Genomic DNA, 24062 nt, shown 5'->3' with positions numbered 1-24062 from the left:
AAAATATTGGAATCTCCAAATTTGAAATAATTCACAAATATTTTTTGTAGTAAGTCGCTTGCAGTCGCACCAGTAGCGCACTGAAAAGTGCCACTGGGCCAAAGATCAGCAGTGCTGAAATCGGAATCGGTGAGCACATGAAAACCACTGCGGCAAAAGGCGGCAATAACCGAGTGCCGTAAAGTTTGGCCCGGTGGTAAATGCTTGCGCTTTCATAACCCCCGCAAGCTCGCCGGATGTAGCGTTGCACCAGTCCATCCATACCGAATGCAAACAGCCAGGTCAGATAAAGGGGGATGAGTCCAAGGGCAACGCCCAGCTTTGCAGCAAAAAGGACAGTGTTGTAGATGGTTGTCTCAATTTCGGCTTGAAAACTGGCCCAAATCCCTCGCTTTATCATGGGGGCAACCGAAGTTTCGCCTGCAGCAGTGACAGGTTTATTTGGCTTCCAACGGTGTAGCTTCCATCGTTCAATCAAGTGCTCAAAGGTCACGGTTCCCATTTGCACGGCCAGGCCATGGGACGCAGAGTCACCTGTGTAGTATTCAAGTTGGTCTTGGATGTGAGTCACTGGATCAACATGTCGCCAATGGATGTAGGCGATCTGGATGACACAACTCACGAACCAAAGCAGCATGGTGGCGCTTAGCAGCCGCCAGACCAGGCGGAAGGGCGCAAACGTTGCCTGTGCAACCGTATTTTCATTGGGCTTACTGGGCATGTCCCTTGCCCTCCATAGTCAGAACATCGTGATCTTGGGCTTCGGCACCAGCTTCCAAGGGTAACGTGGCCAAATACCTCTGGTATTGAGCGTGCATCCCCGAAAAAACGACTTCCATTGACGCAGGCCACGCCGGATCAGAAGAGTCTTCTACCGGCAATGGGAGTCGAATTTTGGCAAGCTGACCACCTTCCAACAAAGCAAAAGCCTGTCCCTTGGGCAGCTGCGTCAGATCTGCAGGCTCCAGCATGGGGACTGTTTCAGTTGCAATCCGATCCTCCGCTTTAGCAGAGAAATCGGCAAATTGATCTGGGTCTTGAACATCGGAAGTCCCAGAGACTTGTGTTTTGCTGAGCACCTGAACTTGCGATAACTGATTGGTCAAAATCTCAGCCGTTTCGGTGTTCTTGACTCGAAGCATGATGAGGCTGTTGAAGTTGCCGCCAATTTGCGAGGCTTTGGCTTTGTTGCCAACCCGTGCTTCCACGTCGCTCCATGTCTGCGTGTACGCGGTGACTTCATAGCCGGCACCGCCAGCTTTGTTGATCATCGGGATGAATTCATCCCCGATCAATTCATTGAACTCATCTGCATGGATTGAAACCTTCGTCGCTTTGCTCACGTCGACGGAAGTGCTCTGACCCACGGCACCGCCAAACTTGTAGCGGCGACCCGCAGTGGATGTCAGGTCCGAAAAAGCAGCATTGCCAACTGTGCCTGCCACTTCCGCGTCGCTCAAGGCATCGAGGCCGAAGTACACAATGCCGCCGGTGTCCATGATTTGCTCCCAAGTGAACGCACGGCGTTTGTCCTTGGGATCATCCCAGCTTGGAGAAAGCAGCTCGCTGATTTGGCCAGTGGTGAGTTTTTCAAGGAGCGGGAAAAGGCTATTGATCAGCGCCTGGTACTTGGATTTGTTGTTGGCCAGAACGGACACGAGTCCGTTGGCAATAGGGTCATCGTTCCAACTCTTGTTCTGGATCAGATCCATGAGCTCAATGATGGTTTGCGTGCGTCCCGTTTGCTGAATTTTGTTTTGCAGCAGCTTCTCGCTCATCTTGGCATCATTGGCTTCTTTGTCCGCTTCCCAGCCAGGATGGGCTCTATTGAGCCAGGCAACCAGGTACTGCTGCGCCAATCCGTCCAGGTCGGCTGCGTACTTGTAAATCATCTTGTAGTCGGGGCTCAGGCCAAGAGCCCCAGCTGCTCTTGCAATGATGTTCACATAGAGCCAGACGAATTGTTTGAACGCCGCGCTGTTGCCTTCCCCGGGCAGGGGGTTGGCCACGCGAGTGGCCACCTCTGAAATCCGCCCTATGCTTGAGATGGGGTTGTAACGGTCAGAGACCTCGGGGTAGCCCAGATGAAAAAAATAGAAATTCTTCTCGCGCCCAACACGCTTTGCCTCAGCAAACATGCGTTTGAGCAATGCCACATCGCCTTTTGGATCAAACACAATCACGACGTTTCCAGCTCGAATATCTTGAGTGATCCAGATCTCAGCAAATCGCGTTTTCCCCACACGGGTGGTGCCCAGCACCAGTGTGTGCCCTACACGTTCACCCCGTGACGCCCAAATTTCCCCTTCATCGGGTTCAATCCCATGAATGGCGGGATCACCGCCGACCGGCGGCAATGGGGCGTAGGGATTCCAGGGGGAGGGGTGATTGAGCCACTTCGTCAGCCAGCTGTCCGGATGATCACGTCCATATTGCCTGGCCCACTCGTATTGATCGTTGCGGGCGCGCAGGTGCCGGTTTTGAGGCTGCCTGGCCAGGTAAAGCCGCTGGGTATGCTTTTGTGACCACCAAAACCCCATGCCCATGAACATCTCTTTGGGTGACCAGGGGATGTCCTCGCTGGTCAATGTATACATGGGGAGGAATCTCAAGTTCCTGTGAAATCGAAGAACACCAAGACCTTGTCGCAATCGCCACAGTCCCATCGTCAGCAAGGCGGCTGCACCAGAAATCAAAATGCCGGTATCAAGTCCGTAGGCGATACCAGTGCCGACAAGCACCATGGCCGCGCCAATACTCGTTGCCGCTGATATCAGCTCAACAGGCTTTCGAAAAGGGTTGTCAATCGGATACTTTGTTGTCATCGCTGTTCTCACTTTGGGTGTCCAAAACCAAGGCCGGATTTGGAGAAGGAACGGGGCGGATATATGCCTGCGGATTGGGGACGATGTAGGTTGTCAGTCGACCGCCACTCAAAGTCCCATCAGGGGCCTTGACCAGGTAAATATGAAAGCTCGTTTTGAGCTTGGTATTTCGCTGTATGTATCCCCCACGTTGCACATCTTTTTGAATCGCATTCAGGGCATTTTTGGACTGCCCCAGATCAGATTTATAGGGGTGACTTTCAAGGTAAATTTTGAAAGCACGCGGGCTGACGATGGCCATACCTTCAGCAGTGAAGTGAACAACACTGTCACTTTCGTTGTAGCTAAGGTCCCCTGTTCCAAGCCCTTGCTGAATCCATGCAAAAAATGCGTCTGCATCAGGCCGAGGTTGAGAGCCGTAGGATCTGTTTTTGGGAGCAGGGGGGCTCTTGGGTATGGTCAGAGCCTGCACGGGTGGTTTGACCTGCAGGATGACCGCTCCGGCACTGTCATTGCTGTCTAAAAAATCCTCATCTGCTTCTGGATTTTGCGCAGCTGCAGCAGGACTGCTGCTTGCTGATGCGTTGTCGTAGCCAGCGAGCATTTGTTCAATGATCGCGTCTCCCGCTTCAACGGCTGACAGCGCTGGGCTGGAGGCCTGATCAGCCGGTAGTGTGTGGCTTTGATCGAGCACTTGTGTGACCTCTTCTGCGGTTGTTTCCCCGCTGACTGTGCCACCTGCAGGTGTAGCCTCCGATTCAGCCGGTGCACCAGCTGTACCCTTGGCACTGCTGTGATTCGGTGCAACGGGTGTAATGGTCCCCGGTAAAGCCTGGGGAACAGACTGGCCGGAATAGGTGTCCGATATCCTGAATTTGAGGACGGTTAATACTTGAGTCCATTCGGGAAGGTCAATTCGTACCCACCAGACGGAGCCTTTGCCGTGTTCTTTCGTCGGGGCAACAAGGGCTCCGTATTCGTGCCATGTGTCAAACAGCCGAGTGTTGTCCTTGGGTATTGCCGCTGCACCAGATTGCCTGATTTCACGCTCATCGAGGACGGTTCTGACTTTTTCAGCCAGAGTCGCAGAGACGGCCCAAAAATGAAGTCCATCAGGATCAAAGAAAAGAGTTGCACCAGGTCGATTGAGCGACAGCTGGCCTTCGGCCAGCAAAGTCCTCAGACCCCACATCAGGCGCTCAATCAGAGGGGTTTGTCGGGCCTTGGAATACCGGGTTCGTGGACCATTGAGCAAATTGTCTGACACAGATAGGGAGTCGGCTTTTTGGATGATCTCCTTGAAGTCTTTTGCACCAGGTACATCTTGCTGACCATCCAGAAAGGCGATCAACGCGGGCAGCAGCTGGGGATCGGTTGAGAGCCAGCGCATCGTTGCGGTCGGCACGATGGCGTGCAGAAGTACCACACCGAGTCGCTGATGAGCCTTGTAATCTCGCTTTGAGCTGTCCGGAAAATCCACTTCGTAATGCGTGCCAGCCGTTTGCAGCATGGAGCCCGAAAGAGCCTGCCAATGTCCAAGGGGCACCTTGGGATCAGAGCCATAAAGCTGCACCAGGACATCTGAGACGGGTTTTCCAATGTCATGGAGTAGGGCGGCAAGCATCAGCCCATAGGACCAGATGGCTTGTTTCTTGACTTGATCCTCCGGAGAGGCTCCAGCAGGCAGTTTGTAGCCTTGCCGAATCGTCAGCGCATATGAGGTGACTTCGAGCGTGTGGATGAGCAATCCACCGGGTTGTGCATGGTGGTGCGACTCACTGGCCGGTAACAATTGCACGAATTCGCAATAACGCTCAAGGACAGTTGCACCATCTGACAGCCAGTTTTGATCCGTCAGCGCCAACCGGTTGCGAATGACTTCTACGAGACCCTGGGCTCCGGTCACATCAAGCAGCTCGTGCGCTGCCAGAATTTTTTGCTGGCCAGCAGGCCGATGCTCAGCAGGCCTGGACAATATTGGCGCGGCAGTGCCTGGTTGAGCAGTGGGCGGTGGGCGACGACCTTTGATGATGATGGCGGCACCGCACAGCAGCAACACAGTTGCACCGATCAGACTCGCTGCAGCATCATTCATGAGCTTGAGTCATCATGTAGGTGCACCAGCCCCAATAATCGATGGAGAAGTGAGGTCGGGTCCCGGGGGGTCAACAGCAGAAAGGGCTCCGCGTCCTGATGCAGCGATAAAAACTCATCATAGGACTGCCTCAGAGGGTCCCAGTGGGTTTTTGCTGATGGTGAATAGGCTGCCCACTGACGAAGTGCGGGATGCATTGCAAAATGCTGAAGCAACTGGGTGACTTGCACATTTGTCAATTTGCTTGGCCGCAAAAGCGCTTGGGCAAGTTCATTTGGCTCCGGCAGCCAAGGTTCATTGCTGTAGTGCATCGACCAGCCAGAGACGCTTTGCTCCAGTTTGTCGAACAGCTGCTTGATGATGATGGATTCCATGCGGCCTAGTGTGCCGCTATAGATTTGGATTCTGAAGTATCGTTTACGGAATGTTGAGAAAGAAAAAGTTAACGTTTCGAGACAGGACCATGGTAATATTGCTTCAAGGGGAATTGTGCCTATGCAATTTCCCTTTTTTCATTTTTGCGCGAAGCGCTTAAGTCCTTGTTTTTATTAGACTTTTAGGCATTTAAGAAATATTTAACCCTTAGATCATTTAACGCACCATCGTGTTAAAAATGCACCACGATGGTGAATCCTTTGGGTAAGCCCATTACGTCCTTATGGTCTTTAGGCGTTTAATCTTTGTAAGTTGTTGTCACTATTGAATATTTTTTGAAAACAATACACAAACCTTGTTAGTAAAAATCTTCATCTAAAAAAAGCGAACGATCCAGCGACAAAGCGTTGACGAAATCCGAAACTGAGTTCATGCAGGCGTCTTGACCACGGCTGCATTGCTCCACCCCGAAAGGGGGCTTATCCAGGGGGGCTTCGGCCCCCCTGGTTTTTTGAAGTCGGATTGTGTTGAACCAAAAGACCATGTTCTGGGCCGTATGCGGTGCTCTGCTGATGAATCAGCAGATGGCGCACGCGCAAGTGCGCCAGTCCAGTGGACCGACTCCAGTCATTGAATGCTTAAACAAAGCGGCTGAGCGCTACCAAATCGCACCCGAGTTGCTGGTTGCCATGGCCACACACGAAAGCGGTTTGAACCATCGAGCCATCGGCCCGGAAAACGCAAATGGCAGTGTTGACTTTGGCCTGCTTCAGATCAACAGCTTCTGGCTGCCCACGCTTGCTAAATATGGCATCGACAAACAAAAGTTGTTTGATCCCTGTGTGAACGCAGCTGTGGGCGCTTGGATCTTGGCTCAAAACTTCCAGAGGTACGGCGTGACCTGGGAGGCCGTTGGTGCTTACAACGCGTCATCACCAAATAAGCGCATCGCCTACGCCAATCGCATACATCGCACGTTGCTCAAGATTGGCAAGACTGAGCAAAAGCAAGCTGGAGGCCCCGTGCCGGTGACATTTGGGAAAACGCAGCAACAAGCTTCATCAGGGATGGCGGTCTACGAGATCAACGAGGGGATGGCGCATGAGTGAAGCACGCGACCTCAAAACTCAGGCCGAACGGATCATCGAGTTGGACCTCAAGCAGATCCGGGGTTATTTGAATGACCCAGCCTGCCAGGAGGTCATGATCAATGACCCTAAAACCGTATTCATTGAACGAAATGGCAAATTTGAAAAAGTCGATGTCACGTTCTCATCGGCCACGCTGGAATCGGTCATCACCACACTGTGCAACCTGAACACCAAGTCCAAGCAGTTGGTACTGGATTGCCGATTACCAGGCTTGAGGATTGCAGCAACTTTGCCGCCCATTGCCGTCCATGGGCCGTCGATCTCAATTCGTCGTCATTCATCACGCCTTTTCACGCTAGAGGACTATCGGGAGCAGGGCGCGTTTGATCCTGCAAAAAACCTGATTCGCAACCGCGAAAGCTTCGACAAGGACATCAGCGGCGGAGGCTCGGAGGTCATGGAGTTTTTGGCTTGGCTTGTGGCCAGTCATGAAAATTTCATGGTCACCGGCTCCACCAGTTCGGGCAAAACCGCTTTTCTCAATTGTCTGGCCCAGATGCTGCCCATAGATGAGCGGGTCATCACCATTGAAGACACCGCTGAACTTCAGATCAAGGTGCCCAACTGGCTGGCATTCGAAGCGAATGCATCTCAAGGTGTTGATGTGCGCATGCTGGTGCGCCATGCACTGCGCAACCGTCCCAACCGAATCTGGGTCGGGGAAGGGCGTGGGGCTGAGTTTTACGACATCTTGGATGCCTACAACACGGGCCATCCTGGCTCAGCGGTGACGTTCCACAGTGACAGCGCGAGCATGGCTTTGTCCAGGCTGGAGAACATGGTGCGCGTTGCGCCCGAAGCATCGAATTGGCCACTGAATGATCTGCGCCGCCAGATTGCATCAACTTTTCGCTATGTCGTGCACTGCTCGAATGTGGCAGGAAAACGTGGGCCATCTGAAATTCTTTTGATCGAAGGATTTCAAGATGGTCACTACCAAACCCGCACGCTATTTCAGCGTGCAAGGTAAACCCAAAAGGAGCTTCAAAATCATGAGAAAAATCACGCAAATTTCTACCGCGAAGGCCTATGTCATGGCCGCGATTCTGGGGTTGCTCTACCACCCCTCAGTGGTGTCTGCAGGGGTGCTGTCAAAGGGCATCTGCCGACCCTACAAAATGCTCGTGGACAACGAATTATTCGTGGTTCTTTCAGTCGTTGCATCTGCCATTTTGTTGATTGCGTGGAAGCTGGCGCCATCCGGCCAGTTGATGACCAGGGCCGTCGGTGTACTGGCTGCCCTGAGCATCGCGCTGAACATCGAAACCTTGATTCAAGTCGTCACTGGCGTTGGATTGTTTTGCTGACATGAACGCCATGCTGAGCACCATTGAAACCTCGGATGTCAAAAAGTCTTTGCTGACTGAGATGACGACATTTGGCGTGGACGATTGGCTTTTCGTCATCAACCTGGAGATCTTTTTGGTTTTGGCGGTTGGTCTGCGTATTCACTCTTGGTTTGTGATGACCGTGGTGCTTCACATGGTTCTCATGGTTGTGACCAAATTCCAGCCTCGCGTGTTGTTCGTCTACATCAAGTATGTCAGGCAGTCTGCAGCCTATGGCTCTTGGCTCGGTGCGCGCATGAACCGTGGGCACCGACCACAGTGGTTGATGCAGGGGCGTGGCATATGAGCGGCAAAGTGTATGGTGGCTTTCGGTTTGAGCCGGGGCACAGTGTCGCGCAGCGCACGGAACGATTTGAAAAAGTTGAGGGCAGCCCACTGACTGAGGTCATTCGCTGGCTGATGCCGCTCAATGAGCGTGTGATTCTGAACAAAGACGGATCACTCATGGCTTGCTTCGATTTTGTGGGCAAAGACGTTGATTCATCTGACCCAGATTCTGTCAATCAAGTGCGCTCGCAGCTGGTCTATGTCATGGAGCAGCTGCAGGACCTGGGGCCCACAATCACCTGGCAGGTGCGCAGACGAATCACAACGAAATACCCGCAGGGGGTCTATCCCGATGCCATCACATCGCGGATGAACGAACTGCAGAATGAAAAATTCATCAGTGATGTGCACTACGTCAACCGGCATACCTTGATCTTGAGTCTCCCTCCTGCAGGGGGCTCGACTCGGTTGATTGATGCCATTGCACGAGCACAGAGTCGTGGGCTGCTACAAATCGGCCGCATTCTGCTGGGTGGTCTTTATAAAAGCATCAAAGGCGATGATGACTTTCCATACTCGAACATGGAGGAGGTAGAGCAGGCCTTGGTGTCATTTGAGAAGGTGGTCGACACCTTTCTTGCGAGCACAGCGGGTTTGAAAACGAAGGTCATGACCGGTGCTGTGCTCGGAGGATTTTTGCAGCTGGCGTCCACACCTACCAGCGATCTGGACTGCCGAGCAGAACTGTCGATACATGGTGCATCCATGCTGGATGAAGTTCTGCCCCAGGGCGCCATCAATAATGAGTATGCGGATGTGCTGGAGTTTCAGCACAACACCAAAAAATCATGGGCTTGCTGCTACACGCTGGACTTGCGTCGGCGCGAAAAAATCGGAATGGATCTTCTGGACCAGCTGATGTCAGCGCCCTGCGAATTCACACTGTCTCAGGTCTACAAAGCGTTACCTCGAAGCAAGGGCGCAAAGGCTGTTGCAGAGGCGGAGGTTTATCACGCCAATCGGAAGTACTCGCTGAAATCCTTCGTTGCGGCTGCAGTCAGCCATGGGGACGTGTCCAGGCTGCAGACAAACGAAGCACGTGAGTCCGATGCCAACGAGGCCCGCGCTCTCAAGGAGAACATTGAAGCGGGCAAAGAGGGGGCTGGCTACTACTATGGGGTTGTGATGATTCAAGCGGCCACCACGGCAGGCCTGGAAACAGCTCAGAAAAAAGTTGAAGAGATTTTGCAGGCAGCCCGCCTGAGTCCGCGTCTGGAGGGCTTGCACAAATTCAGCAGCTTTTGCGCAACCATCCCGGGTAGCCAAGAAGAGGTTGCTCGTTGGGTCAAGATCACATCAGAAAACTTTGTCGATCTGTGCCCATCCAGAACCGTCAGTGATGGCGCTTATGTGAATGAATATCTGAGCGATTCAATGGGTGCGCCGTGTCATGCCTTGGTCGCATTCCCGACCAAATCAAAAACACCTTTTTACTACACGGGGTATGTTGGCCAGGTAGGTCATGAGCTTGTGATCGGTGGAACCGGAACAGGCAAAACAGCCATCTCCACCATCCTGTGGTCACAGTTCAGAAAGTACCCCGGTGCCCGTGTTTTGGTTTTTGACAAAAACTACAGCTGCCGTCCTGCCATCTACCTGCAAGGGGGCAACTACATTGACCTGAACCCAGAAAAACAAGAGGGCGCCAATCGTAAAAGAATGTCCCCTATCGCGGCCTTGATGAAGGGGGGTAGTCAGAGGCACTTGCCGTTTATTACGCGTTGGCTGGAGCTTCTGGCCAGCATGCGTGGCTACACCGTCACATCTGTGGACCGCAAAGACCTTGAAGTGGCATTGCGTGCGACGGCGGAGCTGGGCCAGGTCGAACCATCGGCTTTGCGGTTGGGAACCGTTGTCGTCAGGCTTGATGCGACGACAGAGCTTGCACAACAATTGGCGCTCTGGGTTGGCGACAGTGTGTATGCGGGCTACTACGACAACGCAAGCGATGACTTCAATATCGACCAATTGACGGGCATCGAGATGGGCAGCGTGCTGTCCAATGAGGAACTGGCAGCGCCGTTCATGATGTACGCGTTCTATCGAATTGAAGTTCGACTGAGGGACATGGGAGCACGCGAAGACGCCCCGATTCCAACGCAGATATACATCCCAGAGGCTTGGTATTTTGTGCGCCAGCCGACTTTTGCCAATGAGCTGGATGAATGGCTTGTCACGCTTCGTAAGCTGGGAGCGCGCATCACGCTGGACACGCAAAACCCTGACAAGCTGATTCAAAGCCCGGTGTTCGCCGCGATACGCGACAACATTCCATCGCTGATCTTGACGCCCAATCCGATGGCAAAAACGGCATCGCTTTCGCGCATGTACATCGAAGAGTTGGGCTTTAGCGAACACGAACTGAATTACATCGCACGAGGCACGCCGGGGCAGGACTACTACATCAAGCAAGGTGAGATTTCTCGGCGCATCAGCATGCGCTTATCGCCCGAACTCGTGGCCATGGTGCGTTCAGATCCCAAGGCCCAAAAGGCATTGGATCACTACATCCACTTGGGGCTTCCAGATGGCTGGCAGCAAAAGTACATCCAGGAGTTGTGCCATGAGTAAAAAAACCTCAATTTTTCAGCGGCTGATCGCAGGCATTGTTCTGATCGCTCTTGGAGCTTCAGTTCAATCCGGGACGGTTGCGGGGACTGGGGGGGCAACTGAAATAACCCAGATATTGAACAACTCCGAGTTGGTTGCAGGTGTTTACAAGCAGGCCGAAATGGTTGCGGAACAGGTGCAAAGCAAACTGGTTCAGCTCGATCAACTCACCTCGATGCAAACAAACTTGGAAAAGTTGCGTAGCGGCGATGTCGCATCAGTGATCAATCAGTTCCGCTCTCAAGTGCGCGCCTACCAGGACCTTAAAAACGCAACAACGGGATTGCGTGATGCGGCTGCATCTGCGCGAGCCATGTTTGAGGCCCGAGGCATTGATTTTTCCGGGTCAGGCCGCACTGATTTGCGCTCATACATCCTGTATGAATTGGAGCTCGCTAAGCGCAAGGGCGGTGTTTACAGACAGCGTCTGGACCAAGACCTCGGTGCCCTGGACAACATGCAGCAGCGGTCGCAGGAGTTTCGCCGTGTAGCTGACGAAACGGCCAACATTACCGGCAACGTCCAAGGCCTGCAACGTCTGTCACAGCTGAGCGCAATGACTGCCGGTGAGCTGATGGAACTCAAGGCTGCGGTTCTCGCTCAAAACGCAGAATCCAATCGACAGCAAATTGATGCAGTGGCCAATACCGAAGTCAAATCTGGCGTTCATGACCAAACAGTACGTGGTGCCCGTGAGCGAAAAAATCGTGACAACTCAGCAACTTCTTCAAGAATTGATCCCCTGAAACCCTGGGGCAATCTTGGTGGCAATGGGTATTGATTGCCATGAACATTTTTGAAACTTCAGCCCTCGCGCTCGGTCGTCGGAATTTGGTCACCGGATCACAAATCCGTGCAACTTTCCGTTGGATGCAACTTTATGCATCTGCATACAACAGCAGGGTAACACTCCCAGAGGTTCCCAAGCGCGTCAGTAAATCCATGTCACTGCTGGCATTGACCTCAGCGTTTCGCCTGGCCATTCATGAGCCCGCCGTTTTTGCGATTGGTGTTGTCTGCACGCCACCAACTGTTTTGTATGGACTGTGGGCGTTGGTGTTACGCCTTTTTCGATTGATTGGAGCCTGACATGGCATTGGATGCAGGCGATACATTGCTTTCGATCTACAAAGGGATCATCGCCCACGCGCAAAGCACGTCGGGCGTATTGATCGGTGATGGTCAGGACCTGGCTGCTGTATTGCTCCTCATCACATCAGGCTGGATCGTGGTGATCTGGCTTCTCAGTGGCGATGGTTCCACGGCATTGATGGATGCATTTGGAGCGATTGCCAAATACTCCATCGTCACCATGCTTTTGGCCGGGTGGCTCGGTACGGTGGGTGGATTTTTCCAAGCGAATGTGAATGACTTGTCCAAAAAAGTGGCGGGCACGAGTTCAGTGGATGGCTCCATCAATTTGATGCTTGGAGCGGCTAAAAAACTGTTTGTCTCAGCTGAGTACGACAGTCGCTCCAGCAAGTGCAAAGACGTAGAAGTCAGTGATCCCATGACCGGAACGATCAGCACAGGCGTTCAGTGTGAAAACACAACCCGTGGTGCCGAACCCACGTGGTCTGACATTTTGCTGAACTTCCCCATGATCTTGTTCACCTGGTTGTTCAAGCTGCTGGCCTTGGTATTTCTGATGCTTGCTACAGCCGCATTCTTGCTGACCATCTTCATTGCCGAAGTGCTGTTCGGGCTGGCATTGACCATGGGGCCGATTTTGGTGCCATGGCTCATCTGGCAGCGCATGGAATGGCTGTTTGATGGTTGGTTGCGCTTCACGATTGGCGCATGCCTGACCAAGGTCGTTGCCTTCTTCATGGTTGGCATCACCGCAGGAATCATCACTGCAGCCAAAACGGTGGCTGACGTTGCCAACGTCAAAAGTGGCTCAGAGATGCTGGCCGTGGATGAAATGGCAGCGTTTTTGATCTGCATCTGCGCGGCAATTTCCGCATTCTTGATGTGGCAGGTGCCTGGAATTGCTCAGGGCTTGATCAGTGGATCGGGTGGGGCTTCAGCGCAAAAGTTTGGGAGAAGCACTATTGGTTCCAGTCTTGGTGGTTTGCCAGGAAAAGGCATCAATGGTGCGGCTAATCAACTCCAAGCCTTTACGGATGCTATGAGGAAAGGTAAGGGTGACAAATGAGCGCTTTACCACCACCAAACGTCATCAAGCTGCTTGCGGCGACGAACTTCTTCTCTGCGCTTTCTGGCGCGCTTTTCTTCGGGTGTTTCAAGTTCGGGGTAATGCGTTGGAGCGTGCTTACCCGCGATTTTCCGCAGAACGACACCCAAGACGATGGGGATCGAAAAAATGATCAGCGCGTGAATGTAGAGATAGTGCAAGAGTTCCATGACTCGCTCCAGTTGTTGTTGAACATTGGACAAGTGCGAGCGGCTCTCGCTGCCGAAGTGGGGAGGCTTTCAACCTCATTCAAGCGAACTTTATTTCCTACACAAACTTTTGTCAAATTTCCAGTTAGGGGCCAAGCATGACCGACCACACAAGACCACCAGTTGGCACCCAAGAGGGGTTGGCCGCTGCTGGTGTATTCGTAGACCTGATATCGGCGCTCAAAGCCAACAACGCACGCCTTGAAAAGAAGAATGGGGTGCTGATGGTCATGGTCGGCTTGCTGATTGTGACGTTGATGTTTGCCATGCCCTTCAAAAAGGTTGTGCCATTTTTCTATGAGGTGGATTCAGTCACTGGGCGAGTGGCCGCCTCAGGAAAGGTCGCTGAAGAGCTCAAGATCAGTGACAAAAACATTGGTTTTTTCCTCCGGCTTTGGGCGGCTCGTTTGGTGGTCATCAATGCGGCCACGCTCAAACAAGGCTTGCCCGGGGCCTACAAATGGACACGCGGGGCCGCATCAACCGAACTCGACAACTGGGTTGATAAGGTAGATCAAACCGCAACACGGATCGGAAAGATACCTGGCTTGTCGCGAGAACTCATTGGCACGCCTGTTGTCAGCTTCAACGAAGACCGCTCGGTGGCTTTCATTGATTTGGTCTGGGCAGAAAAGATCAATGGCGTTGAAACAGATCGCCGTCGAAAGCTCTTGACCGTGGAGTTCGGCACCGTTGCTGAGAACGCGTCACTGGGCTCCAAGCAGGTATCCACGTCAGCTGATGACCTGGATAACCCACTGGGCCTGGTCATTACCCACTTCACGATGAACGATCAAGAATCCAAATGAAACACACTCTTTCTTTGCTCGCCCTTACAGCGATCGTGTTTTGCAATGTCGCTGCAGCTCAACCCAAGGATTCCAAAGATGCCCGATCTTTGACAAAGGATCTGTGTCAATTGAGCCGTGAAAAAGGCCCCAGCTCCGCCTCAGGCGTTCAGGCCAGACCCATGCCACATGACTCCCGGTTGGTGGTCTTTGGCTATGACAAAAATGCCTTGTTTCCGATTTACACCACCTTCAATCGCTTCACGCACTTTGAATTCCAGGATGGCGAAAAAGTGCTGTCTTCATTCCTCAACGATGAGTCTGAATGGGAGCAGAAGGTAGCCATTACTGGGCAGGATATTTTTGTGCGCTCCAAAGTGCGCGGCGTCAGCGGAACGATGACCGTGATCACCTCAAAACGCCGCTATCAGATCGAATTGTTGGATGTGGCGGGTTGTCCCGACCAATCGCGTTATCAGCGGGTCTCCTGGGTCACTCACGACGGTGTGTTTGAAGCACCGAAGGAGACCGATGAACTGCCCAAGGCCCCCAAAATTTTGGGCTCTGAGTCAGCAGTTTCTGCACGTCATTCAGCGGCAGACGAAGGCATGGATGACAGCATTCAGCTGTCCAAGCTGAACATGAATTACTCGATTGATGGCGATGCAGACATCAAACCTGAGCGGGTGTTTGATGACGGTTCTCGCACATGGGTCCAGTTTTCTAAGCACCTGGTCCTCAGGCCAGCGATATTTGCTGTGAGCAAAGAGGGCGTGGGCGAACCTGTTGAGTACGTCCCAAGAGGCTCCTATTTCGTGCTGCCAAAGACTTACCAGGGTGGTTTGCTTTTGAAGCTCGGAAAGCAAGAAGTGCGCATCCGAAACAAGGCGGGCAGTTGCGGGGTCTTTGATTCGGCGTGCCGCGAAGTTCGTACATCCAACATCACTCGCGATTGACCATGCTAAAGCTCAAGCCGGGAACCACGCGAAAGTGGCTGCATTACGCATGTGGTGCGATGCTCATTTTCATTGCCGTAGCACTGCTATACCGTTCTTTGACGGGTAGCACCTTGCGTGATCAAAAGCTGCAAAAGGAAGCTGAAAAAGCATCTTTGGAACTGTCCAAAAAGCCCGCCCCGAATGCCGAGGCCTTGAGTGTGAAGTTGGAGCGTGCCCGCGAAGAAGCGGCCAATGCTGCAAAGCCTGCAGCCGCCCCCGACGTGGGTGGCGCACCCAAAGAACCACTCCCATCTCTGCCACCAGTCCCTGCAGGTGCCCCTTCAGCGTCCGATAAAGCAGCCAACACGCCCAAGCTGCCAACATCGCCGCCGCCGCCCCCAAGCGATCAAGAACTGGATGCCTATGCGCAATCGAAAGACGCCAACGTCAGAGATGCCAATCGCAGACTGGCCAGCTGGGAGCATAAGGACGACAGTAGCAACTCTAAAGGCAATGCTGATAGCCCCTTGATGCGGCAGGCAACCACATCAGCAGGGGGCGTGCAAGGCGGTGCACCAGCATCCAGTGCATTGTTGGATGCGTATCTGAAATCACAGGGTGGCCAGGCTGCCGCACAGACCAGTCAAGATCAATTTCGGCAGTCATTGCCAAAAGGCGTGGCCGCGCCTTTGTATTCCCAAGGCAAGCCAGGCAATGCCGAATCCCATCCCCTCATGGAGGGCGACACCATACCTGTCGTGATGCGCGTTGCAGTGTCTTCTGATATTGCTGGCCCATGCCGCGCACAGGTCTCTGAAGACATCTACGACTCGTTGACTCAGCGGTATTTGTTGATCCCGGCTGGATCGCGAGTCATCTGTGCTTATGACTCTGGGGTCGTGCAAGGGCAAGAAAGGCTCTTGATCGCCTTCACCCGGTTGATTTTCCCAAATGGAACTTCCGTGGCCCTGGCGGGCATGCCAGCTGCAGACATGGAGGGTGCCATTGGGGCTCCTGCGGATGTCAATTCACGGTTTTGGCGGATCTACGGGTCTTCGCTGTTGATAGCTGCGGTCACTCGCGCAGCTGAGCGCACAGGCGGCTCAGCCTCAGTGACGATCAATGCAACTGGCGCATCCGGTGCCGCCACCGCCGCAGGCGTGCTTGCGGAAACCGCCCGCAAAACACTGGAACGCAACTTGAACATCAAACCTGAGCTTCGCGTGAAACCTGGCGATGTGCTTCGTGTGGTCGTGACCCGAGACATGGTTCTTGAGCCGTTTTCTCGCCGCTGATTTCTAACCAACCAAGGACCTGATCTGATATGAAAACCAAGCCCATCGCATCTGCCATTTTGGTGGCTTGCATTTTGGCCATGCCCTCTGTGCAAGTGCAAGCCCAGGACAAAGGTGCATTCAATTTTCGCTACCGAGTGAGTGACTCTCGCGTCAACATTTTTGATGATGGCTCAAACACGCGCTTGCAACTGCCCGAAGGCACACTGATTCCAGCAGTCATCACCATCAAAACCAGCGGTCAAAGCATCATTGATCTCAAGCGTGAGGGGTCGTATTTGGTCATCCCTGGTGTCCATCAGACCCTGAAGCTGATTTGGGCAAATGGCCGAGAAATCAATGTGGCTTATGCCGGAGAAAGTACCCCCGAGCGAATGGGTGGTGCAGCTGCCTACGGAGCCGTGAACCCCGTCCAACAGTACGCCTCGGCGCAAAAGCCTGCTCCCGTGAGTCAATTGCCCGATTCAGCGCAACAACGGGCTCTGGAAAGCGCATGGGCAGGAGCGGGGAGGGTGCCTCACGTTGCCCAGCATGTTGAAGCAGTGCAGGCGTCAGCGGTACAGCCACTTTTGCCTGGTCAATTTGGCACACCCATCAGCGCTCCCGCCCCGGTGGTTCCGCCTTTCAAGCTTCAGCCACCAGAAACGGTGCGCACGGCCTTGGATCGCTGGTCAAAGTCAGCGGGCTGGGCTTTTGGTCCCGAGCATTACACCGTCAGCTTCGATATTCCTGTCGTGGCCAATGCAGAAAACCTGGGCACCGACTTCAAAACTGCGGTGCGCCTGCTGCTTGACAGCACGGCCTTGACCGATGCCCCCATTCAGCCTTGCTTCTACAGCAACAAAGTGCTTCGTGTCGTTCTTCGCTCTGAGCGTTGCGATCGTCTCTAAACCCACGGAACCACAGGATTCGGAATGAACCACAAACCATTTTCAATTGCCGCATTGGCTGTGTTGACCTTGTTGAGCGGCTGCAGCGTCAAGCCACGCGTCGCTGAGCTCACAGATCGAGCTGACATCGATGCCAAGGGCTATGCAGAACGAACCAGACAATCCATCTTCGAAGCCGAACAATCACGCGTTGCCGGCCAGGATGTCAACAAACCATTTTTGACGGGCAAAAGCGTGCCACTGGCCCGCGAAGTCACGTTGCCTGCGCCTTTGCGTGCCAACTTGCCCGTGACCGCACTGTTTTCGAGTGACGGGGTGGACTTGCAAACAGCCATTCGGCAAATCAGCCAGGCTTCAAAACTCTCGATTTCCATCACGCCCGACGCACTTTTGCCTGCATCCATGTTCTCGCCGCGTCTCACGGTGATGGCTGGCACCGCAGCCAATCCACCCATGGCACCCGGCTCCATTCGAACCGGTTCAGGTCAGATTTTTCTATCTGCAATTGGCGACAAAACCCCCATCTACACCGTGCTGGATGAAATAGCACGGCAAGCGGGTGTCAGCTGGAGACCGGTCGGCGGTGGCGCTGAATTTTTCAGGACCGAAACCCGAATCTACAAACTCAATGCATTGGCTCATTCAGCCACCACGGCGGTATCCCTGGGCCGCAACTCGGCTCCTAACGGTATTTTTGAAGCGGCTTCCAAAACAGGATTTACGCTCGACAAGCAGGACCAGTTGACAGGTGTCAAAAATACGGTTGAGGCCATGCTCACGTCTGGTGGCCGCGCAGTGCTTTCACCTGAATCACAAACTTTGGTGGTGACCGATACACCAAGTTCACTCGAAAAAATCACGGCATTCGTGGAAGAGACCAACAAAGCCATGTCGCGCCGTGTGCGGGTCATCCTGGAAACCATTGAAGTCGTGGCCAAGGACAGCTCGGAAGTCGGCCTGGACTGGAGCCTTGTCTACAAAAACCTCGCAAATACGGCTTCATTGGGCAGTCCTGCAAGCCTGACGGGCAGCCAATCTGGATCGGTGGGCTTGAGTGCGCTGAGCGGCAAGCTGGCCAGCAGCACCTTGATCGTCAAGGCGCTGTCCGAAGTCGGCACCGTGGTCAGTCGCCGGACTTTCCCGTTTGTGACCACATCAGGTCGCCCAATCACTCAAGCGCTGCGCAACACCTTCAGCTATGTGGATCAGGTCCAAGCCATACCGGCATCGGGTTTGACCACTGTGTCACCGTCCCCGACGGTGAGCCAAAAAGAGGAAACCGTGGGCACCTTCCTCACGTTCGTCCCTGTTGCCAAAGATTCTGGGCAAATTTTCTTGAGCATCAGCTACGACGTGACCACGGCTGACCCGCTGGTGCCATTTCCTGTCGGCAACGCAAGCAACGGTGTGACGGTCCAACAAAAGTCAGTGAATGGCACAGGCGTTGTTCAAGAGTTGCCTATGCGCTCAGGTCAAACGGTCGTGATTGGGGCGATTGACAGCGTAACGGGAAGCTCGACCGAGCGCCGACTGGCTCCAGGCATGCCGCTGCTGGCGGGGGGCTCCGATAAAGCAAGCCTTCAGAAGTCACACACGGTACTCCTGGTGACCTGTGTCAGTGAGGATGGATTCTGAAAGGGTCGCCATGTTTTGGAAAAAACGCAGAAAACTGATGCCGCCCCCACGTGCGGCCGCCACAGAGTCCACCAATCGAGTATTCAGTGCATTTGGTTCGAGAAAGCCCAAAAGTGCACAAGGAATGGCACCTGATCTGACCCTGCTGGAAGGCAGCACGGGCAATAAGACGTTGGTGCTGGGCTTGTCATGGAAAGCGGTGGTCACAGCAGGCACGCAAAGCAAAACCAGCAGAAACGCTGCCCTCAAAGCGCGAGCAACGCACATGGTGGTCGCCCCCGCGATTTTGGGCCTGGGGCGCTTGACCCTCAAAAGGGCTGACAACCTGGTCAGCGCTGCAATGCTGGCAGCACAACATGCCCGTGATGGCTTGTTTGCTTTACGGCTTCCAGATGAACGTGTATGGCTGTGCACGGTTCAGAACGGCAAGCCCTCAGGGGCCGAGCTGATCATGGATTCGATTGCCGATGCCATCGAGCGCCTGCGTCAAATCAAGGATGGTGGGGGAGCGCTGTCTGTTTACTCGGACCTGCAACATGTGCCCGGTGGCGCTGAGTTGCTGGCATTTGCCGACTTGATGCTCATCCCTCCGGGCACATGGGCACGGGTTCAGCCAGTGGGCGCACAAAGCCTATTCAAACGCATCCCAGTCCCCGTTCAGGTGGCCCTTGGGTTGGTGGTCTTTGGATTGCTGGGCTATGAGGTCTATCTGCAGCAGCAGCAAGATGACAAGGTCTCTCAATCTCAGGCTAAAAGATTGCGTCAGAAAGAAGAGGGGCAGCAGCTTTGGACTGCGGTGATTGCCAAGGAGCTGGGTAAACGAGCACATCACCTGGATATTCAAAAGCTGTTTGACAGTTTTTTGCCATTGCCCGTGCAGCTTCAAGGCTGGGCATTACAAAACGCACAGTGCGCTTCAAGTTTTGCAAATGAGACCAAATCATGGTCTTGCGAGGCGAGTTATTCAGCACCAGAGCCTACGACTGGAAAGTTCTTCGCTCCCAATTCCAAGGTCAACGTGCCTGCAGGGTTTGAAGTGGAGTATCTGCCCACCAAGGCGCTTAAATTGACCTGGCAAGTCAAACATGCGGCCACGCCAATCTCACAGGATGCACTGGAGACTGTTAACCATCACCTGGTACAAACAGCCTCCATCGTTCAGAGCAACCTCAGCAGTCTGATGTCGACCTCTGACATCAAATTTTCTGCCATCCAGGTGCAGCCTCCTAAGTCCGAAGATGGGCTTGTCATAGACATGCCTGTCAACGCAGTTTTGCTCCAGCAAGCGAATATTTCTCTGCGTGCGCGCTTCCAAGTCTTCAAGGAGTTTGTGGCATTACCGGTGGACTGGCAAACCGCACGCCTGACCTTGAACCCCGGGGATCGCCCAGAGATCGTTCTGGACATGACAGGAGCCATCTATGCAAAGTAAGTCCATCTGGTGTGGTGCCTTGCTGGTCGTGATGGCGCTCAGCGCTCATGGCCAGCAGTCACAGACGGTGACGATTCGGGATGTTTTATCCCAACCAGTGCAAAACAAGCAGGTCTCTCAGCCTCGGGAACAAGACAGGGTGACGGCGAGCATCACCCTTGATGCGATCTACGGTCAGTCTTCCGATCTTCGGGTGGACATGCATCTCAACGACAAGGTTTTTCGTGCACTTTCGCCGGGGGCGATTCTGAAATCAGAGACCGCCAGTTGCAAAGTGATTGCTCTGGACATGCATTCCCGTTGCGTCAACTTAGGTCAAGAAAAGAAGGCAGGGGACATTTGCCCGAAAACTGCTTGCTGGACCGGCAAGCCCTATCAGTCAAGCCTTTCTGCATCCAACACCAAAGCGCCCTTGTTACCTCTGCCTTATCCGCCGACGCCTGTACCTGGTGCCCTGGCCACGTCCACACAAGGAGTACGTTGATGCTCTCGATGTTTCTCACCCCCAAGGCTCCCCAGGCTACCCAATCGGTTTTGCGCTTACCCGCCACCACCATCAGTGCAGCACAGTCTACGGATACCCCGTCCACGAAGCATGACGCTTCTGAAGCAGCGGCCCCGGCGGATTTTGCGGGTCTGGTTTTTGACCCTCAACCCATCACCAGCATCGAGGGCCTGACCCGTGTTGGATTTGAGGCATGCCTCAATCGCGAGCTGGATCTGGCACCGAGCCTGGCTGCCTCTATTGCTGTGCTGAGCACAGACGCTACCAAGACGCGGGCAACACTGCTGGTATCCAGGACGGCATCTGCCGATGTCGTGCGCTCTGTGCTTGAACGACTGGAGCACAGGGGCATCGCCCCCAATGAAACGGGTGTGCAGGCCTGGTGGTGTTCAGTCACCGTACTCACCGCCGTTGTGGCCGATGACGTGTCTGCCCAGCAAACCCGCATGGTGCGAGCCCGCATGGGCGACAGTGCGCAATCGGCGTTGTGGCAATCGTTCATGGACATTGTGGAGTGGGCTCACTCTCAGGGTGCCAACGACATTGATTTCAAAATCTGCCACGCAGCCCACGAAAGTCAGGTTTTTTTCAAGATCAACGGCCGCTACATCACCATGCCCAGGTGGAGCCTGCCAACCGAGACGCTCATGTCCATGCTGGGAATTGCCTGGCAGCACAGCAAAGGCGGCGCGGGCTCTAAGTTCGAGCCCCGCCAAGAGCAGCAGTGCAATGTCGATGTCACGCTGAGCACGCAATCGAGATTGCGCCTTCGCTGGGCCTCCATGGCCACCGACAAGGGTTGCACGGTGACGTTTCGGCTGCAGCCGCTTGGCAGCAGCCGTATTGTCCAGACGCTCGAAGAGGCAGGGTATTTGTCGGAACAAGTCGAAATTTTTCGACGGGTGGTGATGGGCAAGGGCGGTTTGACGACGCTGGCCGGAACGGTGGGCTCGGGCAAAACAGTCACATTGGCGATCTTGATGGGTTTGCTGCCTCCCAACACCAAGATTGTTTCGTTTGAAGACCCGGTCGAAATCGAAAACGACAACCTGCACCAAAAGACCATTTCACGCGACCTGGTCGGTGACGATGACAGGGATTTTCAAGCGGGCGTGCGCGCATTATTTCGCTCGGCACTGGACATGTTCATGCTGGGCGAGGTGCGCGATGTGACCACCGGTAAAGTGGTTCGCGCTGTCCTTGAAAGCGGACACAGCTGCTACACCACAACACACGCAGGCAGCGCACTGGGCATCATCTCCAAGTTTGCATCTCCCCAGGTCGGCATTCCACTGGATGTACTGGGTGATCCAGGGATGCTGAAACTCAACGTCTACCAAGCGTTGTTGCTGCGCAATTGTGATTGTGCTTTGACGCCTCAAGCACTTGCAGATGATTTGAAGGGTGATGCCCTGACAAACCACAAGCGCATGTTTGATGACATCGAAAGCCTGTATGGACTGGGGCAGGGGGTTTTCCGAGTTCGCAACCCGCAGGGCTGCCCCAAATGCCGTCGCCACGGACTTGAGGCCTTGACAGGCTTCTCAGGCCGCACCGTGGTGGCCGAGATGATCGAGCCCGACGAAACCATGTGCGAGCTGATTTTGGCGGGTAAAAAAGTTGACCTGCAGAGGTACTGGAGAGGGTTATCAGATGGTGATCTGACTTCATCCAATCTGGTTGGTAAATCCGCGATGGAAATCGCATTGCTCAAAGCGTCAAAGGGGGTGATTGATCCCTACGAGATCGAACACCACTTCGAACCGTTTTCGACCCTGAAAGCCAAAGCTGCGGCAGAAAAAATGCTTTCAGCACGTCGACATGCTTCACGAGCAAGTATTTTTGGATCCACACCTTCATTTGTTTCCAAAAAATCAACTGAAGGAGGTGTTGCATGAAGTCACTGAACACGCGGCTTGCCATGTACTCCTTTGCACGACAGTTGCCCGACTATTATGAAGACCTGGGATCACTACTTGAGACTGCCAAAAACATTAGGCAGCTTGAAATTTTTCAGTCTGACGCTGCCCGGTACGAGGGCACGCCTCGGGGGCAGTTGTCCCAAATTTGGGCCGAAAGGTACGAAGAACTGGGTGCCGATCTGGCCGCGACTTGGGAGGGGTTTTTGCCGGACGATGATGTGGCCATCATCCGAGTTCAGCAAGACCTTGGCAGCGATGCGATTTGCGGCGCTCTCAAAGACTTGGCCAAGACCGCCAAGATCAAGCGGCAATTGCAGTCAGCTGCTCAGACATCGGTCGGGGTCGGCTTGCTGGCCATGGCCATTGCAGTCATGGCTGTGGCCTTCATGCCATCCTGGGGCGTAGGCGTGTTGATGCAAGCATTTGAGGTGCCTACATCCGACTGGGGACCCGTAGGCCGTCGGCTTGCCGCCTGGGCAGATTTTGTCAAGTTGTACGGCCCCTACATCGGTGTGATTTTCGCCCTTGCTCTGGCTTGGGTCGTCTGGTCACTGGATGGATGGGTAGGGCCAGGCCGGGACTGGGCAGACAGGAAAATTTTGCTGTACCGCGTCTATCACGAGATGTTTGGCATCCGAGCGGCCCTGACCATGGCGACCCTCACGCGCAAAAACGCTTCCGCAATGCTGACCTTGCGCTCGGCCATCGAAGTGCTGGCCAGCAGCACGACCTCTACCTGGAAAAGCTGGCAATTGCAGCGCGTCATTGACCACATTGATGCGACCGGCGCGGCTTCCGCAGAAGTATTTGGCACTGGAATTTTCACGCAACCCATGTACTGGCGTTTGATGGATGTCACTCGTGCAAAGCCCTTGGCTGAGGCATTCGGCGTGATCGCACAGAGCATTCAGGACCTGTGGCTGCCAAAGCTCGTGCGCCAGATGATCGTCTGGCGATGGATATTGCTGCTCTTGGCACTCGCAGTCGTCGTATTCCTGGTTGCAGCTTTTCAATCGACGGTCGGAGAAATGAAGACCGTGATGATGAATGCGATGACCTCGCATCAGTGATTTAACAATTTTGGTTCTCTTGAAATTTGAGTGGGTAAGCTTCTGCCATATTGATCAACTTTTGAGCGTGAATTGATGACTGCCAAGCTGTTTGAATCTGCCCTGGGCATCACTGACCCGTGGTGCGTTGCCTCGGTTGAGTTCGACGAAGGTGCCAAGACCTTGACGATATTGATTGACTTCAAAGTCGGCAGTCGCTTTGCAGTCTCGGGTCACGATGGGCTGCATGGTGTGCACGACACGGTGGCCAAGACGTATCGGCACCTGAACTTCTTTCAACACGAGTGCCATCTGCAAGTTCGCACGCCTCGCGTGAAACTTCCCAACGGTTCGGTGCGGTTGGTCGAGCCTGATTTTGCCGGGCGACTTAATGGCTTCACCTTGCTGTTTGAAGCTTTCATTCTGATGCTGTCTGGCCAGATGCCATTTGCCGCCGTCTCGCGTCTTGT

Annotated in this window: 22 protein-coding genes and 1 pseudogene; 18 read left to right on the top strand and 5 right to left on the bottom strand. The window is 54.0% G+C overall.

Translation table 11 applies throughout. The annotated features are described in order from the left end of the window. Positions 1 to 31 precede the first annotated feature (31 nt). The 4 genes from AMM33_RS07180 to AMM33_RS07165 are packed head-to-tail and all read right to left on the bottom strand — an operon-like array spanning position 32 to position 5294. Positions 32 to 721, bottom strand: a complete 690-nt coding sequence (locus tag AMM33_RS07180; RefSeq protein ID WP_090139950.1) for an IncC plasmid conjugative DNA transfer DtrJ family protein — start codon at positions 719 to 721, stop codon at positions 32 to 34. Further along, entirely contained in the window at positions 711 to 2825 is a 2115-nt protein-coding gene (gene traD / locus AMM33_RS07175) for a type IV conjugative transfer system coupling protein TraD (RefSeq protein ID WP_090139948.1), read from the bottom strand. Before traD ends, AMM33_RS07180 begins: the two co-directional genes overlap by 11 nt. Beyond that, positions 2803 to 4920, bottom strand: coding sequence for a MobH family relaxase (gene mobH / locus AMM33_RS07170; RefSeq protein WP_090139946.1), 2118 nt, complete (start codon positions 4918 to 4920; stop codon positions 2803 to 2805). The genes traD and mobH overlap by 23 nt, the downstream gene beginning before the upstream one ends. Next, positions 4917 to 5294 (bottom strand): hypothetical protein, encoded by a 378-nt coding sequence (locus AMM33_RS07165; protein ID WP_090139944.1) that lies wholly within the window; start codon positions 5292 to 5294, stop codon positions 4917 to 4919. The genes mobH and AMM33_RS07165 overlap by 4 nt, the downstream gene beginning before the upstream one ends. Before the next feature lie 528 nt (positions 5295 to 5822). Here AMM33_RS07165 and AMM33_RS07155 point away from each other — a divergent pair. The 8 genes from AMM33_RS07155 to AMM33_RS07125 are packed head-to-tail and all read left to right on the top strand — an operon-like array spanning position 5823 to position 12890. After that, positions 5823 to 6404: a lytic transglycosylase domain-containing protein gene (locus AMM33_RS07155; protein ID WP_228767992.1), complete on the top strand. Its 582-nt coding sequence runs from the start codon at positions 5823 to 5825 to the stop codon at positions 6402 to 6404. Between the two features lie 40 nt (positions 6405 to 6444). Further along, positions 6445 to 7416 carry a CpaF family protein gene (locus AMM33_RS07150; RefSeq protein WP_194945302.1) on the top strand — a complete coding sequence of 324 codons (972 nt, stop codon included), beginning with the start codon at positions 6445 to 6447 and terminating at the stop codon, positions 7414 to 7416. Between the two features lie 22 nt (positions 7417 to 7438). Then, on the top strand, positions 7439 to 7753 hold the full coding sequence (locus AMM33_RS07145) for a hypothetical protein (protein WP_194945301.1): 315 nt from the start codon (positions 7439 to 7441) through the stop codon (positions 7751 to 7753). 1 nt (position 7754) lies between these two features. Next, a complete protein-coding gene (locus tag AMM33_RS07140) occupies positions 7755 to 8081 on the top strand; it encodes a hypothetical protein (protein ID WP_090139936.1) in 327 nt (108 codons plus the stop codon). Next, positions 8078 to 10693, top strand: coding sequence for a VirB4 family type IV secretion system protein (locus tag AMM33_RS07135; RefSeq protein WP_090139932.1), 2616 nt, complete (start codon positions 8078 to 8080; stop codon positions 10691 to 10693). The genes AMM33_RS07140 and AMM33_RS07135 overlap by 4 nt, the downstream gene beginning before the upstream one ends. Continuing rightward, positions 10686 to 11513, top strand: coding sequence for a TrbJ/VirB5 family protein (locus AMM33_RS07130; RefSeq protein ID WP_194945300.1), 828 nt, complete (start codon positions 10686 to 10688; stop codon positions 11511 to 11513). Before AMM33_RS07135 ends, AMM33_RS07130 begins: the two co-directional genes overlap by 8 nt. A 5-nt stretch (positions 11514 to 11518) precedes the next feature. Further along, the gene (locus AMM33_RS21835) at positions 11519 to 11821 is read left to right on the top strand and encodes a hypothetical protein (RefSeq protein WP_194945299.1); all 303 of its coding nucleotides are present in this window, start codon (positions 11519 to 11521) and stop codon (positions 11819 to 11821) included. A gap of 1 nt (position 11822) precedes the next feature. After that, positions 11823 to 12890: a type IV secretion system protein gene (locus AMM33_RS07125; RefSeq protein WP_090139927.1), complete on the top strand. Its 1068-nt coding sequence runs from the start codon at positions 11823 to 11825 to the stop codon at positions 12888 to 12890. A 5-nt stretch (positions 12891 to 12895) separates the two neighbouring features. On the opposite strand, the gene AMM33_RS21830 is transcribed toward AMM33_RS07125, so the two are convergent. Next, positions 12896 to 13099 carry a hypothetical protein gene (locus AMM33_RS21830; protein ID WP_194945298.1) on the bottom strand — a complete coding sequence of 68 codons (204 nt, stop codon included), beginning with the start codon at positions 13097 to 13099 and terminating at the stop codon, positions 12896 to 12898. Positions 13100 to 13236: 137 nt separating this feature from the next. On the opposite strand from AMM33_RS21830, the gene AMM33_RS07115 reads away from it, so the two are divergent. The 10 genes and pseudogenes from AMM33_RS07115 to AMM33_RS07070 form a co-directional block, all read left to right on the top strand. Continuing rightward, complete coding sequence (locus tag AMM33_RS07115) at positions 13237 to 13947, top strand: VirB8/TrbF family protein (protein WP_090139923.1); 711 nt, start codon at positions 13237 to 13239, stop codon at positions 13945 to 13947. Beyond that, positions 13944 to 14882: a TrbG/VirB9 family P-type conjugative transfer protein gene (locus AMM33_RS07110; RefSeq protein WP_090139921.1), complete on the top strand. Its 939-nt coding sequence runs from the start codon at positions 13944 to 13946 to the stop codon at positions 14880 to 14882. Before AMM33_RS07115 ends, AMM33_RS07110 begins: the two co-directional genes overlap by 4 nt. Positions 14883 to 14995: 113 nt before the next feature. Next, positions 14996 to 16159, top strand: a complete 1164-nt coding sequence (locus tag AMM33_RS07105) for a TraB/TrbI/VirB10 family type IV secretion system protein (protein WP_194945297.1) — start codon at positions 14996 to 14998, stop codon at positions 16157 to 16159. 29 nt (positions 16160 to 16188) lie between these two features. Next, on the top strand, positions 16189 to 17049 hold the full coding sequence (locus AMM33_RS07100) for a TcpQ domain-containing protein (protein WP_090139917.1): 861 nt from the start codon (positions 16189 to 16191) through the stop codon (positions 17047 to 17049). 24 nt (positions 17050 to 17073) lie between these two features. Further along, positions 17074 to 18684 (top strand): hypothetical protein, encoded by a 1611-nt coding sequence (locus AMM33_RS07095; RefSeq protein WP_194945296.1) that lies wholly within the window; start codon positions 17074 to 17076, stop codon positions 18682 to 18684. 10 nt (positions 18685 to 18694) lie between these two features. Further along, positions 18695 to 20116, top strand: a complete 1422-nt coding sequence (locus AMM33_RS07090; RefSeq protein ID WP_194945295.1) for a type 4b pilus protein PilO2 — start codon at positions 18695 to 18697, stop codon at positions 20114 to 20116. Continuing rightward, positions 20106 to 20600 (top strand): hypothetical protein, encoded by a 495-nt coding sequence (locus AMM33_RS22370; RefSeq protein ID WP_090139912.1) that lies wholly within the window; start codon positions 20106 to 20108, stop codon positions 20598 to 20600. Before AMM33_RS07090 ends, AMM33_RS22370 begins: the two co-directional genes overlap by 11 nt. Beyond that, positions 20600 to 22519 carry an ATPase, T2SS/T4P/T4SS family gene (locus tag AMM33_RS22715; protein WP_090139910.1) on the top strand — a complete coding sequence of 640 codons (1920 nt, stop codon included), beginning with the start codon at positions 20600 to 20602 and terminating at the stop codon, positions 22517 to 22519. The genes AMM33_RS22370 and AMM33_RS22715 overlap by 1 nt, the downstream gene beginning before the upstream one ends. A gap of 305 nt (positions 22520 to 22824) precedes the next feature. Then, entirely contained in the window at positions 22825 to 23613 is a 789-nt protein-coding gene (locus AMM33_RS07075) for a hypothetical protein (protein WP_194945293.1), read from the top strand. A 75-nt stretch (positions 23614 to 23688) separates the two neighbouring features. Beyond that, positions 23689 to 24062, top strand: a pseudogene (locus AMM33_RS07070) (ISL3 family transposase); the annotation flags it as partial.

Source organism: Limnohabitans sp. DM1, assembly GCF_001269385.1.
Lineage (GTDB): Bacteria > Pseudomonadota > Gammaproteobacteria > Burkholderiales > Burkholderiaceae_C > Limnohabitans_A.
This window is presented reverse-complemented; position numbering and strand designations above follow the sequence as displayed.

Bases quoted from the DNA above. Each gene is read 5' to 3' on its own strand.
- traD (WP_090139948.1), bottom strand. From the start codon at position 2,825: ATGACAACAAAGTATCCGATTGACAACCCTTTTCGAAAGCCTGTTGAG.
- AMM33_RS07165 (WP_090139944.1), bottom strand. From the start codon at position 5,294: ATGGAATCCATCATCATCAAGCAGCTGTTCGACAAACTGGAGCAAAGC.
- AMM33_RS07135 (WP_090139932.1), top strand. From the start codon at position 8,078: ATGAGCGGCAAAGTGTATGGTGGCTTTCGGTTTGAGCCGGGGCACAGT.
- AMM33_RS22370 (WP_090139912.1), top strand. From the start codon at position 20,106: ATGCAAAGTAAGTCCATCTGGTGTGGTGCCTTGCTGGTCGTGATGGCG.
- AMM33_RS07110 (WP_090139921.1), top strand. From the start codon at position 13,944: ATGAAACACACTCTTTCTTTGCTCGCCCTTACAGCGATCGTGTTTTGC.
- AMM33_RS07140 (WP_090139936.1), top strand. From the start codon at position 7,755: ATGAACGCCATGCTGAGCACCATTGAAACCTCGGATGTCAAAAAGTCT.
- mobH (WP_090139946.1), bottom strand. From the start codon at position 4,920: ATGAATGATGCTGCAGCGAGTCTGATCGGTGCAACTGTGTTGCTGCTG.
- AMM33_RS22715 (WP_090139910.1), top strand. From the start codon at position 20,600: ATGCTCTCGATGTTTCTCACCCCCAAGGCTCCCCAGGCTACCCAATCG.
- AMM33_RS07130 (WP_194945300.1), top strand. From the start codon at position 10,686: ATGAGTAAAAAAACCTCAATTTTTCAGCGGCTGATCGCAGGCATTGTT.
- AMM33_RS07180 (WP_090139950.1), bottom strand. From the start codon at position 721: ATGCCCAGTAAGCCCAATGAAAATACGGTTGCACAGGCAACGTTTGCG.
- AMM33_RS07115 (WP_090139923.1), top strand. From the start codon at position 13,237: ATGACCGACCACACAAGACCACCAGTTGGCACCCAAGAGGGGTTGGCC.
- AMM33_RS07145 (WP_194945301.1), top strand. From the start codon at position 7,439: ATGAGAAAAATCACGCAAATTTCTACCGCGAAGGCCTATGTCATGGCC.
- AMM33_RS07095 (WP_194945296.1), top strand. From the start codon at position 17,074: ATGAACCACAAACCATTTTCAATTGCCGCATTGGCTGTGTTGACCTTG.
- AMM33_RS07125 (WP_090139927.1), top strand. From the start codon at position 11,823: ATGGCATTGGATGCAGGCGATACATTGCTTTCGATCTACAAAGGGATC.
- AMM33_RS21835 (WP_194945299.1), top strand. From the start codon at position 11,519: ATGAACATTTTTGAAACTTCAGCCCTCGCGCTCGGTCGTCGGAATTTG.
- AMM33_RS21830 (WP_194945298.1), bottom strand. From the start codon at position 13,099: ATGGAACTCTTGCACTATCTCTACATTCACGCGCTGATCATTTTTTCG.
- AMM33_RS07100 (WP_090139917.1), top strand. From the start codon at position 16,189: ATGAAAACCAAGCCCATCGCATCTGCCATTTTGGTGGCTTGCATTTTG.
- AMM33_RS07090 (WP_194945295.1), top strand. From the start codon at position 18,695: ATGTTTTGGAAAAAACGCAGAAAACTGATGCCGCCCCCACGTGCGGCC.